13 protein-coding genes (1 of these 13 running past the window's edge) are annotated in these 13,718 nt (G+C 63.2%); 4 read left to right on the forward strand and 9 right to left on the reverse strand.

The window, feature by feature from the left end; all coding sequences use genetic code 11:
- Positions 1-41: 41 nt before the first annotated feature.
- From GJW30_RS03305 to GJW30_RS03325, 5 genes are all read right to left on the reverse strand, one after another.
- A complete protein-coding gene (locus GJW30_RS03305) occupies positions 42-908 on the reverse strand; it encodes an alpha/beta fold hydrolase (protein ID WP_157746678.1) in 867 nt (288 codons plus the stop codon).
- A gap of 93 nt (positions 909-1,001) precedes the next feature.
- A complete protein-coding gene (locus GJW30_RS03310) occupies positions 1,002-2,303 on the reverse strand; it encodes an MFS transporter (RefSeq protein ID WP_096358633.1) in 1,302 nt (433 codons plus the stop codon).
- Positions 2,304-2,468: 165 nt separating this feature from the next.
- The gene (locus GJW30_RS03315) at positions 2,469-3,971 is read right to left on the reverse strand and encodes a tripartite tricarboxylate transporter permease (RefSeq protein ID WP_096351608.1); all 1,503 of its coding nucleotides are present in this window, start codon (positions 3,969-3,971) and stop codon (positions 2,469-2,471) included.
- On the reverse strand, positions 3,971-4,417 hold the full coding sequence (locus GJW30_RS03320) for a tripartite tricarboxylate transporter TctB family protein (protein ID WP_096351611.1): 447 nt from the start codon (positions 4,415-4,417) through the stop codon (positions 3,971-3,973). Before GJW30_RS03320 ends, GJW30_RS03315 begins: the two co-directional genes overlap by 1 nt.
- A 15-nt stretch (positions 4,418-4,432) precedes the next feature.
- On the reverse strand, positions 4,433-5,404 hold the full coding sequence (locus tag GJW30_RS03325) for a Bug family tripartite tricarboxylate transporter substrate binding protein (protein ID WP_096351614.1): 972 nt from the start codon (positions 5,402-5,404) through the stop codon (positions 4,433-4,435).
- Positions 5,405-5,509: 105 nt separating this feature from the next.
- Here GJW30_RS03325 and ggt point away from each other — a divergent pair, with 105 nt between their 5' ends.
- Both ggt and GJW30_RS03335 read left to right on the forward strand, forming a co-directional pair.
- Positions 5,510-7,249, forward strand: coding sequence for a gamma-glutamyltransferase (gene ggt, locus GJW30_RS03330; RefSeq protein ID WP_096351617.1), 1,740 nt, complete (start codon positions 5,510-5,512; stop codon positions 7,247-7,249).
- A gap of 183 nt (positions 7,250-7,432) precedes the next feature.
- A complete protein-coding gene (locus GJW30_RS03335; RefSeq protein ID WP_096351620.1) occupies positions 7,433-7,783 on the forward strand; it encodes a hypothetical protein in 351 nt (116 codons plus the stop codon).
- A gap of 3 nt (positions 7,784-7,786) precedes the next feature.
- On the opposite strand, the gene tldD is transcribed toward GJW30_RS03335, so the two are convergent.
- On the reverse strand, positions 7,787-9,205 hold the full coding sequence (tldD, locus tag GJW30_RS03340; protein WP_096351623.1) for a metalloprotease TldD: 1,419 nt from the start codon (positions 9,203-9,205) through the stop codon (positions 7,787-7,789).
- 71 nt (positions 9,206-9,276) lie between these two features.
- Here tldD and GJW30_RS03345 point away from each other — a divergent pair, with 71 nt between their 5' ends.
- Positions 9,277-10,155 (forward strand): alpha/beta fold hydrolase, encoded by an 879-nt coding sequence (locus GJW30_RS03345; protein ID WP_096351626.1) that lies wholly within the window; start codon positions 9,277-9,279, stop codon positions 10,153-10,155.
- Here GJW30_RS03345 and dapE read toward each other — a convergent pair.
- The gene (dapE, locus tag GJW30_RS03350) at positions 10,152-11,321 is read right to left on the reverse strand and encodes a succinyl-diaminopimelate desuccinylase (RefSeq protein WP_165391636.1); all 1,170 of its coding nucleotides are present in this window, start codon (positions 11,319-11,321) and stop codon (positions 10,152-10,154) included. The genes GJW30_RS03345 and dapE overlap by 4 nt on opposite strands.
- Before the next feature lie 185 nt (positions 11,322-11,506).
- Between dapE and GJW30_RS03355 the strand changes: the two genes are divergently transcribed.
- Entirely contained in the window at positions 11,507-12,367 is an 861-nt protein-coding gene (locus tag GJW30_RS03355; protein ID WP_157746679.1) for a CHAD domain-containing protein, read from the forward strand.
- Positions 12,368-12,480: 113 nt separating this feature from the next.
- On the opposite strand, the gene GJW30_RS03360 is transcribed toward GJW30_RS03355, so the two are convergent.
- Together GJW30_RS03360 and GJW30_RS03365 are read right to left on the reverse strand one after the other, a co-directional pair.
- The gene (locus GJW30_RS03360; protein ID WP_096351633.1) at positions 12,481-13,353 is read right to left on the reverse strand and encodes an alpha/beta fold hydrolase; all 873 of its coding nucleotides are present in this window, start codon (positions 13,351-13,353) and stop codon (positions 12,481-12,483) included.
- A gap of 6 nt (positions 13,354-13,359) precedes the next feature.
- On the reverse strand, positions 13,360-13,718 hold the 3' portion of the coding sequence (locus GJW30_RS03365; RefSeq protein ID WP_157746680.1) for a M20 family peptidase. It continues 1,147 nt past the right edge of the window; the window shows 359 of its 1,506 coding nt (coding positions 1,148-1,506); the start codon falls outside the window, past its right edge; its stop codon occupies positions 13,360-13,362.

The following is a 13,718-nucleotide window of genomic DNA, read 5'->3' on the forward strand; positions in this document are numbered from 1 at the left end:
CCAGCTTGGAATGGTTCTGGAAAGAGCGAGCCGGCTACCGTTCACGTCGCTCGGACGAACTCTGCCAGCTCGCGATTGAACCGATTCGGGTCCTCGAAGAACGGCGTGTGTCCGACGCCATCGTAGATCGACAATTTTGCGCCCGGCGTAACTTCGGCGACATGGCGGCTGGCTGCGGCAAGGAAGATGCGATCCATCGAGCCGTGGCTGGCAAGAACCGGGACTTTCAGCTGCGGCAACACATCGCCGGTATCGCGCGTGCGCTCCATCATCGCGCTGCGGATTTTCGCCGGGACAAGCTGCGTGTAGCCGAGCGTCGTATCCATCTCTTCGCCCGCTGGGCGGCCGGCGAAACAGGCGTGCACGAACATGCGCGCAGCGCGAACGCTGGTCGCAATGTCGTCGGACGCCATCTCGATCACGTATTTGATGCCGGGGCCCATGAATTTGCGGTCCGCCTTGGTCGACGCCGCGACGTAGTTCACACCCGCGATGCCGTCTTGCCCGTAGGCCTTCACGTAGTCCGCGACGATGCGGCCCGCATATGACCACGCAACCAGCACCGGCTTCTTCATCCCGGCAGCATCGATGACGGCCTTCAGATCGTCGGCCCAGACTTTGTCATGCTTGTAGAGCTCACGATCGACCGGCTGGCTCGATCCGCCGTGACCGCGGAGATCATACGCAACCATCCGGAATTCGTCCGCGAGATCGAGGTCCTCGATCTGCCGCCGCCACGACAGGTAACACTGCGAATAGCCGTGCATGAAGACGATCTCACGGCCCTGCGGATTGCCCCACGCGTAGGCCGCGATGGTGAGCCCGTCCGGCGTCGCCACCTGCAGCTTCTCGACCGTGACACGTTCGAGGCGCGGCCGGCGCAGGCCCAGCATTTTGTCGATCGGCATCTCGGCTCCCATCATGCGCGCGGGCCGCTCTTCGGCGACCCGCACACCTTTCTTGCACGATGGCCCGCAGGGTCAACCCCTGCCGGGAAGACCTCAAGCCGCCTTGGCGGTGAGTCCCGTATCCGCCGTCGTCTCCAGCTTTGGATCGACCCGCATCGACATGGCGGCCAGGCCGCCGACGAGCGCGCAGCCCGCCAGCACCAGAAGCCCGGCCGTAAAGCTGCCGGTCTGATCCTTGAGGTAGCCCATCACGTATGGTCCGGCGAAGCCCGAGAGATTGCCGATCGAGTTGATCGCCGCGATGCCGGCGGCCGCGCTGGTGCCATGCAGGAACGTGTTCGGGATCGGCCAGAACAGCGGCGGCATAGCCGAGACGCCGATTTGGCCGAGGCACAACAGTCCCAGCACCAGCACGGGCGCGCTGACGAGTCCGGCGCCACCGACGCCGACGGCCGCTAGGACCAACGCGAAGGCGACATGCTCGCGCCGCAGCAAGGTGCGGTCCGAATTGCGGCTGAGCAGCACCATCCCGACCGCGCCGAAACAGAACGGCAGAGCCGCCAGAAGCCCGGTCTGGAAGTTGGTGTAGCCGAAGCTCTTCACGATCGTCGGCAGGAAGAACGCGACACCGTAGGACGCGGCGTTCAGGCAGAAATACATGAGCGCGCAGAGCAAAACGCGGTAGTCCGTCATCGCTTTGAACACGCCGAGATGGCCGTGCCCCGCTTCCTGCTTCGCTTTGCGTTCGGCCTCGAGCCGGTCGTCGAGCCACTTGATCTCTTCGGCGCTGAGCCACTTGGCGTCGCGCGGACGATCCGTCAGATAGAAGATGACGCCCACCGCGACGATGAGCGACGGGATTGCTTCGAGGAGGAACAGCCACTGCCAGCCGTCATGCCCGCCGCCCGAAAGGCTCAGCAGCGCGCCGGAGATCGGTGAGCCGATGATCGAGGACAGCGGGATCGCCAGCATGAACAGCGACACGACGCGTGCTCGATACATCGAGGGAAACCACAGCGTCAGATAGAAAATGATGCCGGGGAAGAACCCCGCCTCGCAGATGCCTAGGATGAATCGGAGCGTGTAGAACACGGTTTGATTGGAGAACCCGGTCCAGCGCGCGATCGGCTCGATATAGGCGAAAGCGCCCGAGACGATGCCCCACGAGAACATGATGCGCGCGATCCAAAGCCGCGCACCGAAGCGCTCGAGCAGCAGGTTCGACGGCACTTCGAAGAAGAAATAGGCGATGAAGAAGAGACCGGCGCCGAGCGCGTAAGCGGTCTCGCTGAGGCCCAGCGCCTCGTTCATCTGCAGCTTGGCAAAGCCGACATTGACGCGATCGAGGTAAGCGACGAAGTAACAGAGGATCAGGAACGGCACTACCCGCCACATGACTTTCTTGATCGTTTGCGTCTCCAAATCCACGGCATCCTCCCAATTCGATTTCTTTATCGAATGAGTAATGTCGCGGCCGCGTCATGCTGTCGCGCGCGTAAAACGCAACCCTGCTCGGAAAATTTGGATGGAGCCGGCGGGGCTGTTGCGCGTTAGTCCGCTTCACTCTTCCTGGAAAACTTCCTCGCGTTTCTTGCGGACGGCGGGCAGCACCAGGATCACGAACAGCGCAAGACACAGCACCAGCAGGAACGCACTGATCGGGCGCTGCACGAAAATCATCGGATCGCCGCGCGAGAGGTTCATGGCGCGGCGGAAATTCTCCTCCATCAATGGCCCGAGAATGAAGCCGAGGATGAACGGCGCAGGCTCCGCACCGACCTTGATGAAGAACACGCCGGCCGCCGCGAAGATCAGCATCAGCCAGATGTCGAACACCGTGTTGCCGATCGAATAAGTGCCGATACAGCAGAACAGCACGATCGCCGGAAACATCAGCCGGTAAGGCACGCGCAGCAGAGAAACCCAAAGCCAGATCATCGGCAGGTTCAGCACGATCAGCATCAGGTTGCCGAGCCACATCGAGGCGATGACGCCCCAGAAGAGCTGAGGCTGCGCCGTCATCACCTGCGGCCCGGGTTGGATGCCCTGGATCATCATCGCGCCGACCATCAACGCCATGATCGCATTGCCCGGAATACCGAGCGTGAGCAGCGGGATGAAACTCGTCTGTGCGCCCGCGTTATTGGCGGCCTCCGGCGCCGCGACGCCTTCGATGGCTCCGCGCCCAAAGCGCTTCGGGTCTTTCGCGATCTTCTTTTCCACCGCATAGGCCGCGAAGGACGACAACGCGGCGCCACCGCCCGGCAGGACGCCGAGGACCGAACCGATGATCGTTCCGCGCAGCATCGCGGGCGTCGTCTGGCGGATTTCGGCCCAGCTCGGCCACAAATTCTTGAGGCTGAACGACAGCAGGCTGCGGTCCTGCGGCTTGCCGAGCGTGACGGCAAGTTCGGCGATACCGAACAGCCCGATCGCCACCGGCACGAAGCCGATGCCGTCGCCGAGTTCGCCATAGCCCATCGTCATGCGCGGCAGGCCGGTATTCACGTCGATGCCGACGAGCCCGAACAGGAGCCCGAGCAGCACCATCGCGACGGCTTTCGCCGGCGAGCCGGCCGCAAGCACCACCGAACCCGTAAGCCCGAGCAGCATCAGCGAGAAGTATTCGGCCGCCGTAAACTTCAACGCGAGCCAGCTCATCGGCCCGCTGGCGGTCGCGATGATCACGGTCGCGATCGTACCGGCAACGAAAGACGCGATAGCCGCAATCGCGAGCGCAGGACCGGCGCGGCCCTGCTTCGCCATCTGATGCCCGTCGAGTGTCGTGACGATCGACGATGACTCGCCCGGTAGATTGACCAGGATCGCCGTAGTCGAACCGCCATACTGCGCGCCGTAGAAGATGCCGGACAGCATGATGAGCGCCGACGCCGGCGGCAGCGAGAAGGTGAACGGCAGCAGGATCGCGATCGTCGTGATCGGCGCGATGCCGGGCAAAACACCGACCAGCGTCCCGATCAACGCGCCGAGCAGACAGAAGCCGAGATTCATCGGCGTCAGTGCGACCGCGAAGCCCGTCGCAAGATTTGAGATGAGATCCATCAGCGCGGCGGCCAGATCGAGAGCGGCAGACCCAGCGCAAGAATGAACAGCGCCACCGCGAAAGCCGAGAGGCCGAGCGCCAGCAGGATATTCTCGCGGAACTTCACGTCATGCGATGCGGCGCCGGCGCACAGCACCACCGCGACGCTGGTGAGCGCGAGGCCCGCGATCGGCAGCAACAGCGCGAAGATCGCGACCGATGCGCCGACGAAGATCAACGGCCTGATCACCACGGTCGGAAACGGCGCGCCGCCGGCGAACAACGCTCGGACGCTCATCACCGCGCCGAACAGCATGATGATGATCGCGAGCCCGCGCGGCACGTAGCCCGGGCCCATATGCGTCGTCGAGCCGACCGCGAGATCGCTCGCTAGCCAGTAGGAGAATGCGCCGACCGCGATAAGGAACAGCCAGAACGCGAGGTCCGGCGCATTGATCCGCGTCATGTCAGTTACCGAAAATCAGTCCAGCGAGATATTCTCGGACTTCACCACTTCGCCCCACTCGGCGATCGATTTCGTCATCCACTTGCTCAAGTCTTCCGGCGTGCCGGCGCGCGACTCGCTGCCGAGTTCGGCAATTTTCGCCGTGACATCCGGCGCTGCGAGAATCTTGCCGAACTCTTCGCTGAGTTTCTTGGCGACAGCCGGCGGCGTGCCTTTCGAGGCGTAGATCGCCTGCCACGATCCCGTGTCGGTCACGGGCGTGTTCAGCTCCTTGAAGCTCGGCAGATTCGGCAACGCCTGCAGGCGTTTCTCGCCCGACACCGCGAGCCCCTTCAGCTGGTTCTGCACGACGAACGGCTGCGTCGCGATCGCGCCGTTGAAGATCACGTTGCTCTCGTTGGAGACGACCGCGCGCACGGCAGCGGCGCCGCCGCGATACGGCACGATGCCCCATTTGATGCCGTATTTCTTGGAGAACACGATCGCGGTGAGATGCTGCACCGAACCGACGCCCGAGGTGCCGACGTTGAGCTTGCCTGGGTTCGCCTTGTCGTACGCGATGAGCTCTTCGAACGTCGATGCGGGCACTGAGGGATGCACCGCGAAAACGTACGGCGAGAAGCTCACCATCGTGACCGGCACGAGATCCGTCTGCACGTTGAATGACAATTTTTTGAAAAGGTTCGGCGTCGAGGCCAAAGTTCCGGCGTCCGTAATGAGCAGCGTATGGCCGTCGCCGGCAGCGCGCGCCACATAATCCGCGCCGACGTTACCCGAAGAGCTCGGCTTGTTCTCGACGATGACAGGCTGACCGATAGCAGCCGAGAGTTTCGGCGCCATCAGGCGCGCCAGCACGTCGGAAGTTCCGCCTGGCGCATAAGGCACGATGATCGTGACTTGCTTGGTGAAGGTCTGGGCCTGCGCCGGGCTCAGCGCGCCCACCGCGCATGCAGCCAAAAGTCCCAGCACGAAACGGCGCGTCAACATCGAACGATCCTCCGAAGGCGTTATTATGTATTCGGCGGGACGCTAGCCATGTGTCGAGGCATCGTCAAATAGTCATATGATGACCTGACAAGGCGGAGGAGCAGGATGGTGAGAGTGCTAAAGATTGCGGCGATTGCTATCGCGTTCGCGGCGACAGTCGCGTCGCATCACGCGATCGCGCAAGCACCCGCTCCGATCCCTTCCGCCGGTTCGCGCATTCTCCCAGTCATCGCGCAGAACGGCATGGTGTCGAGCCAAGAGGCGCGCGCGAGCCGCATCGGCATGGAGATTTTGAAGCGTGGCGGCAACGCGGTCGATGCCGCCGTCGCGGTCGGCTTCGCACTCGCCGTCACGTTGCCGCAAGCCGGAAATCTCGGCGGCGGCGGCTTCATGCTCGTTCATCTCGCGGCGAAAAACGAAACGATCGCGATAGACTATCGCGAGACCGCGCCGGCCGCCGCAACGCGCGAGATGTTCCTCGATGCTGAGGGCAATGCCGATCCGCGTAAATCGCGCGACACCGGACTGTCCGTTGGCGTTCCCGGCACCGTCGCGGGCCTCACTTACGCACACGCGAAATATGGGTCAGGCCAGCTGACGCTGGCGGAGCTGATCGCGCCCGCCATCCGCCTCGCGCGCGAGGGCATTCCGGTCGAAGAGGACCTCGCCGACTCGTTGCCGCGTGCGCGCTATCGCCTCGCACCGTGGCCATCGACCGCTAAGATTTTTCTGAAACCCGACGGATCGGATTTTGGCGCCGGCGACACTTTGGTGCAGACCGATCTCGCCGAGACTTTGACCACGATCGCGCGCGGCGGCGCTGGCGCGTTTTACACCGGACAAACTGCGGCACGCATCGTTGCAGCCGTTCGCGCCGCTGGCGGGATCATGACGGAAGAGGATCTCGCGAAATATCGCGCGGTCGAGCGCCCTGTGGTTCGCGGCACGTATCGCGGCTACGACATCGCATCGATGCCGCCGCCGTCGTCCGGCGGAATTCACGTCATCCAAATCCTCAATCTTCTCGAAGGCTTCGATCTTAAAGCCGGCGGCGCAGGCTCGGCCGCGACGCTGCATCTGATGATCGAGGCGATGAAGCTCGCTTACGCCGACCGCGCGGAATTTCTCGGCGACCCTGATTTCGTCAAAGTCCCGGTGCGCGGTCTGACGTCGAAGAAATACGCCGAGACGCTTCGTGCATCGATCAACCCGGAACGCGCGCGCCCTGCGCAAGAGATAAAGCCCGGCAACCCCGCGCCTTACGAAAGCGATCAGACCACGCACTATTCGGTCGTCGACAAGGACGGAAACGCTGTCGCCAATACGTACACGCTGAATTTCAGCTACGGCCTCGGCCTCGTCGCCGACCAAACCGGGATCATTCTCAACAACGAGCTCGACGACTTTGCCGCGAAAGCCGGTGTGCCGAATGCGTATGGCCTCGTGGGCGGCGATGCGAATGCGCCTGGCCCCAACAAGCGGCCGCTGTCGTCGATGAGTCCGACGATCGTCACGAAAGATGGCAAGGTTTTCCTGGTCACGGGCTCGCCGGGCGGCAGCCGCATCATCACGACGGTGCTGCAGGTCATCCTCAACACGATCGATCACGGCATGAATATCGCGGAAGCCGTGCAGGCACCGAGACTTCATCACCAATGGGCGCCGGACGAAGTATTCGCGGAGCGCGGATTCTCACCTGACACGCTTGCGTTACTGCAGTCGCGCGGACATCGAATCCGAGTCGGCAACACCACGGGATCCGCGAGTTCGATCGTCGTGTTGCCGAAAGGCTTCGCTGGCGCATCCGACTTGCGTCAACGCGGGACACTCGCGATCGGCTTTTAGCGCGAGTGAAACATTTCATTCGCCGAAGAATCGCGATGACATTTTCTTGCGCATAGCCCGCGTGCGTTTGACGCAACGAAGCTGTGGATTCTTCGATCGGCGCAAACTTTTGCTAACTCCTGTGGATGCCTACTGCACGCGATCGTGGGGCGCGATTCAAAAACAATAAGATCGGTGAGGCTGATGGAGCATTTTGATTTGAACATCGTGCCGGATCGTGAGCGATGGGCGGTCGTCTCACAGAACGGTGCTGATGGTCCTTACGCAACGCTCGACGAAGCGCTCGACATCGCGATCGAAGCCGCGCGCGTCCTCCAAGCGGCAGGTCACACGACCGCGATCCACATGACGCATCGCGACGGAAATTTGAAGGTTCAGTTCGAGCCGAACTCGGGCGAGGCAGATGCCGACCAACGCTCGCTTCCGATCATCACGCAGTCGAGCCTTGTGCCTGAGCTCGCGGGCGAGCCGATCGACACGACGCGGCGCATGCCGCACAAACGCATCTCGCTGGTGAAGGAGGAGACGCCCTAGGCGTCAGCCGGTGCCGCCGACAGTGATCTGATCCATGCGCAGTGTCGGTTGGCCAACGCCGACCGGCACGCCCTGGCCGTTCTTGCCGCATGTCCCGATACCATGGTCGAGCGCAAGGTCGTTGCCGATCATGCTGATCCGATTGAGGTCGGTCGGGCCGTTGCCGATCAGCATGGCGCCCTTCACGGGCGCGCCGAGCTTGCCGTTCTCGATCAGATACGCCTCGGTGCACTGGAACACGTATTTGCCGGACGTGATGTCCACCTGCCCACCGCCGAAACTCGCGCAGTAAATGCCCTTGTTGACCGACGCCAGGATTTCGCCCGGGTCGCGTGTGCCGGCGAGCATGTAGGTGTTCGTCATGCGCGGCATCGGCACGTGGGCGTGGCTTTCGCGCCGGCCGTTGCCGGTCGGCTTCATGCCCATCAAGCGCGCATTTTGCCGGTCCTGCATATAGCCGACCAGAATGCCGTCTTCGATCAGCACCGTGCGGTTGGTCGGCGTGCCCTCGTCGTCGATCGACAGCGAGCCACGTCGGCTCTGGATCGTGCCGTCGTCAACCACGGTCACGCCCTTGGCGGCGACCTGCTGCCCCATCAGCCCCGCGAACGCCGAGGTTTTCTTGCGATTGAAGTCGCCCTCGAGACCATGGCCGACGGCTTCGTGCAGCATCACGCCGGGCCAGCCTGGCCCGAGCACGACATCCATTTCACCGGCCGGAGCCGATACGGATTCCAAATTCACCAACGCCTGACGCACTGCGTCGTCCGCAGCCGTCCGCCACGCATCGGTCGCGAGGAAGCGCGCAAAGCCTTCGCGTCCGCCATAGCCCTGGCTACCGGATTCCTGCCGATCACCCGCGCCGGCCACGACAGACACATTCACGCGCACCATCGGGCGCACATCGCGGTACGTCGATCCATCCGGACGGACGATCTCGACCGCCTGCCAGGACGCGCCGAAGCTGATCGACGCTTGCTTGACGCGCGGGTCCTTCGCGCGAACGTAGGCGTCGATCTCCTGCAGCAATTTCACTTTGACGTCGAAAGCCGGCTCGAGCAGCGGGTTCTCCTCGCCGTAAAGCCGTACGTTGGTCCGCGGCGGCGACTCCGCATAAGTGCCGGAATATCCGCTCTGCACCGCGCGCACCGCCTCGGCCGCGCGGCGCAATGCGGCTTCCGAGACATCCGAAGCATGCGCGTAACCGACGGCCTCGCCCTTCACGGCGCGCAGACCGAAACCTTGCGCGGTGTCATAGGTCGCCTGCTTCAAGCGCCCGTTGTCGAACACCAGCGCTTCGGACTGCCGATATTCCAGGAAAAGTTCGCCATCGTCGGCGCCGGTCAGCCCGTCATGCAGAATGCGGTCGATCGCCGAGCGATCGAGGCCGGCGCGGTCGACGAGCGAAAGTGTATCGGTCATGCGTTCCAATCCGTAGCGTTCGCCCCATACATAGGCTAGCACAACCCAAACCGCGAGAGCCGAGACCTGACTTGACCGAACCCGTTGCCGGAGCACCCGAAATCACCGCCGCCGCCTATGTCGGCGCGATCGCCGCCAGAGCCGAACGGATCGAGACGCCGTGCGGCGACGGCACGATGGTGTTCCGCCGCTGGGGCTCGGGCCCGCCGGTCCTGCTGCTGCACGGCGGCCACGGCGCGTGGTCGCATTGGGTGCGCAACATCCTGCCGCTCGCCAAGGAATTCACCGTCATCGCGGCCGACATGCCGGGCTATGCGGATTCCGCCGACCTCCCCCGACCCCACTCACCGGAAGGGATGGCGAAAATCATCGCCGCGGGCATCCGCCAAATCCTCGGCGATGCGAAATTCTCCATCGTCGGCTTTTCGTTCGGCGGCGCCATCGGCTGCAACGTCGCGGAGCAATGCGGCGACCAGGTCGAGCGTCTCGTCATCATCGGCAGCGGCGGGCTCGGCCTGCCGCGCCCCAAACTTGAAATGATGGCGAACTGGAAGAGGATGGACGACGTCGTCGATCGCCTCGAAGCGCATCGGAAGAATCTCGGCATCCTGATGCTGCACGACAAGCGCAACATCGGCCCGCTCGCGCTCTATCTGCAGTCGACCAACACGGCGAAGACGCGCATCAACTCGCGCGCGATCTCCCTCACCGACACCGCGCGACGCGCGCTTGCCGGCGTCGTCGCGCCGATCAGCGGCATGTGGGGCATTCACGACGCAACCGCGCCGGAAGAAGGCGGCTACATCGACGCGCGTGCGGAACTGCTGCGCTCGTTCGATCCCGCCGCCGAGATCGTCCGCATCGACGCGGGCCACTGGGTGCAGTTCGAAGCGTCCGGCGAGTTCAACAAGCAGTTGATCGCGCTGCTCAAGACAAAGCGAAAGCGCTAGCGCTCAGCGCCGTCACCGAAATAGCGATCGAGAATGCGGCGATACACGGCCGTCAGCGTGATGAGATCGGCGGTCGGTACACGCTCGTCGACCTGATGCATCGTCTGGCCGACGAGGCCGAACTCGATCACCGGGCAATAGTTCTTGATGAAGCGCGCATCCGACGTGCCACCCGACGTCGACAGCGCCGGCGCGCGGCCCGTCACATCGCGGATCGCATCGATGATGATGTTCACGAATTCGCCCGGCTGCGTGATGAAGGATTCGGAGTTGCCCTGCGCATAGTCGACGCGGCACACGACGTCGCCGCGCGCCGCTTGCGTCGCGCGCGTCTCGATCCACTCCTTGAGCGACTTCAACGTGTGCCGGTCGTTGAAGCGGATATTGAATCGCGCACTCGCTTCGCCCGGGATCACATTCGTCGCGCGGTTACCGACATCGACAGACGTGAATTCGAGATTGGACGCGTCAAAATGCTCGGTACCAAGATCGAGCGTCTCCGCCATCATCTCGGACATGATGCGCACGAGATAGCGGATCGGATTGTCGGCGAGATGCGGATAAGCAACGTGTCCCTGCTTGCCCGAAACAGTCAGCGTGCCCGACAGCGAACCGCGCCGGCCGATCTTGATCATGTCGCCGACTTTTTCCGGATTGGTCGGCTCGCCGAGGACGCAGTGGTCGAACGTTTCGCTGCGCGCCTTCGCCCACTCGAGAAGCTTCTTGGTGCCGTTGACGCCCGGACCTTCTTCGTCGCCCGTGATGAGAAACGAAATCGAACCGCGCGGCTTGCCGCCATTCTCCGACAGATGATCGAGCACCGCCGCGACGAAGCTCGCGATCGCGCCTTTCATATCGACGGCGCCGCGCCCGTAAACTTGATCGTTGGCTAGCGCGGCCTCGAACGGCCGGTGCGTCCAAGCCGCTTCGTCGCCGGGCGGCACAACATCCGTATGGCCCGCGAAGACCAAGTGTGGACCGGAATCGCCGATCCGCGCGTAGAGATTCTCGACATCCGGCGTCCCCGCCTCCGAGAACGTCTCGCGATGGACCGAGAACCCGGCCGCCTGCAGCCTGCCTGCGAGGAACGCCAGGGCACCCGCCTCCTGCGGAGTCACGGACGGGAAGCGGATGAGGTCGCGCGCCAAGGCGACCGGATCGTGCAAGCTCTTCATGGCGTTAGCTGTATCGGGCTTGAGGCGGCCCCGTCAAACGGATGACGCTTGCATGAGCGGACGGCCGCCGAGTGTTGATTGTGACAGGACAGTCTACCAGAACGTCCCGTCATCGTTCTGTTACATAAGGCTTTAGCCGCCGCATGGCGAAATTGGGATTACGCGCCGACCGGTCGATGAGCGAGGGCATCCGCGCCTTCGCTCGCGATATTCTCGACGAGGCCGACAAGGCTTTGACCCGCCGGGATTCGGCCGACGCCGTCGTGGTGCATGACTTCCGCAAAGCAATGAAACGGTGGCGCGCTTTCCTGCGCCTGATGCCGAAGATCGTCGGCTCGGATGCCGAATGGCTCCGCCATGCGGCCCGCGACCTTGCGCGCGAGCTGGCTGAAGCACGCGACGCCCACGCGGCGCTCGATGCGCTGAATGACCTGGCCCGTATCGAGGGCTCCATCTCGCCGCGCACGTTGGCGACCTTGCGTGAGCGTCTCGGCAAGATGCGCAGCGAAGCCGAGAGTGTTGCGCTGACGACCGAGATGCGCAGCAAGATGCGCGCGCATGTGGAAGAGAGCAGCCGCGCCGTAACGAAATGGCAGCTCGACGAGGCCGCCTTCAGTGACATCGCGGACGGCCTCACGGCATCGTACCGCAGCGCGCGCAAACTCATCCCGGACGATTGGAAAACGATCGAGGACGAACCGTTGCACGAGTTGCGCTCGCGCGTCGTCGTGCAGCGCTACCAGATGCCGCTGATCCAGCCGCTGTGGCCGCGATACTCGAAACTTTGGGCGAAAGAGACGCAGCGCTTGCGCGAGGTTCTCGGCGCGCATCAAGACATCACGGTGCTGGCTAAACTGACGGCACCGGGTGAGCCGCTTTCTCGCTGGCGCGCGGTTCTCGCACCTGTGATCACGGCGCGCAAAGCCGCGCATGTCGAGACGTCCGCGAAGATGGCGGAGCGCTTGTTCGTCGAGACGCCGAAAGCGTTCCGTGCGCGTTTGCTTGGACTTTGGAAGTCGAGCCGCCCGGAGCATTGACTACTTCGTCATTGCGAGGAGCAACGCGACGAAGCAATCCAGCCTTTTCCTTTAAGAACTGGATTGCTTCGTCGCCGCTCTGCGCTTCGCGCTGCGGCTTCTCGCAATGACGGCTACTTGAAGAACCCAGCGATCTCCCGCGTCGCCAAATCCGGCTCTTCGTAATGCACGAAGTGTGCGGAGTTCTCGGCGAAATTCAACGTGAAGTCCGTGAAGGTTTCGCCGAGACAGTCCGACCACTCGGATTTAAGAACCGGATCGTGCCGCCCCCAGACGACGCGTGTCCGCGTCTTGATCTTCTCGGCCGGCCCCGTCTCGCCGCGCATCGCGGCAAGCCGTTTAGCGTTGGCGGACAGATAGAAGTTGAAGCCGCCTTGCAGATTGCCGGGCTGGAGAAAATTGTCGACCCAGGTTTCCAGCTCATTGTCGAACGTGTGCGGGTCCTTCGACCAATGCGAGAGGAAGTGCGCGAAGTATGTCCGGCACGTCTCGCGCGATGAGCCGACGAGTTGCGCGGCAAAATCCTTCTGGTGGAAGGATTGATACCAGATCTCCTTGAGATGACCGGGCTCGATCCAGCGCTTGCCGATCGCCGGTGTCGGGCAGTTGAAGAACAGCAAGCCGGTGAGACGATCCGGATGCGCCCGCGCAAGAGACTGCATCACGTAGGAGCCGACATCGTGACCGACGAGACCGGCTTTCGGAATACTGAGGGCATCCATCAGCGCATGAACGTCTTGCGCGTGGACGTCGGCGCCGACATCGCGCGACGGCCCTTTGTCAGGCTTCTCGGATTTGCCGAAACCACGCAGATCGGGCGCGATGAGGTCGTAGCGATCTTCGAGGCGCGTGATGACTTTGTGCCAGACATGCGAGAATTCCGGCCAGCCGTGCAGCAGGATCAATGGCGTCCCGCCGCGCGGCCCCGCGCGCAGATAGTGAATACGAATGCCATTCGCGGTCACTTCGTTCGATGTCGCAGCCATGAGACCTCAGCGGATATTCAGGAGAAGTTGGCGATAGAACCGCACGCCGTCAGCGTGCCCTTCGACCGAGATACGCTCGTCGATGCCGTGAAAACGCACCACATCCTGCGCATGGATACGGATCGGCATGAAGCGATAAACATCGTCCGCGATGCGCTCGAAGAAGCGGCTGTCCGTTGCGCCGAGCACCAAGCCGGGCGCGACGACAGCGTCAGGAAAGATTTGCCGCGACGTGCGCGCGAGCGTCTGAAATCCCTCGCCCGCGATTGTCGACTCACGCGAGGCCTCCGTCGGCGGCGCGACGGCTTTCACTTTGATCCGCGGATCCGCGATGACGCGATCGACATGCGCGAGCACGTCGGCCG

This window comes from Variibacter gotjawalensis (assembly GCF_002355335.1).
Lineage (GTDB): Bacteria > Pseudomonadota > Alphaproteobacteria > Rhizobiales > Xanthobacteraceae > Variibacter > Variibacter gotjawalensis.

Bases quoted from the DNA above. Each gene is read 5' to 3' on its own strand.
- GJW30_RS03315 (WP_096351608.1), bottom strand. From the start codon at position 3,971: ATGGATCTCATCTCAAATCTTGCGACGGGCTTCGCGGTCGCACTGACG.
- ggt (WP_096351617.1), top strand. From the start codon at position 5,510: ATGGTGAGAGTGCTAAAGATTGCGGCGATTGCTATCGCGTTCGCGGCG.
- GJW30_RS03360 (WP_096351633.1), bottom strand. From the start codon at position 13,353: ATGGCTGCGACATCGAACGAAGTGACCGCGAATGGCATTCGTATTCAC.
- GJW30_RS03325 (WP_096351614.1), bottom strand. From the start codon at position 5,404: ATGTTGACGCGCCGTTTCGTGCTGGGACTTTTGGCTGCATGCGCGGTG.
- GJW30_RS03310 (WP_096358633.1), bottom strand. From the start codon at position 2,303: ATGTGGCGGGTAGTGCCGTTCCTGATCCTCTGTTACTTCGTCGCTTAC.
- GJW30_RS03355 (WP_157746679.1), top strand. From the start codon at position 11,507: ATGAGCGAGGGCATCCGCGCCTTCGCTCGCGATATTCTCGACGAGGCC.
- GJW30_RS03305 (WP_157746678.1), bottom strand. From the start codon at position 908: ATGCCGATCGACAAAATGCTGGGCCTGCGCCGGCCGCGCCTCGAACGT.
- GJW30_RS03335 (WP_096351620.1), top strand. From the start codon at position 7,433: ATGGAGCATTTTGATTTGAACATCGTGCCGGATCGTGAGCGATGGGCG.
- GJW30_RS03320 (WP_096351611.1), bottom strand. From the start codon at position 4,417: ATGACGCGGATCAATGCGCCGGACCTCGCGTTCTGGCTGTTCCTTATC.
- tldD (WP_096351623.1), bottom strand. From the start codon at position 9,205: ATGACCGATACACTTTCGCTCGTCGACCGCGCCGGCCTCGATCGCTCG.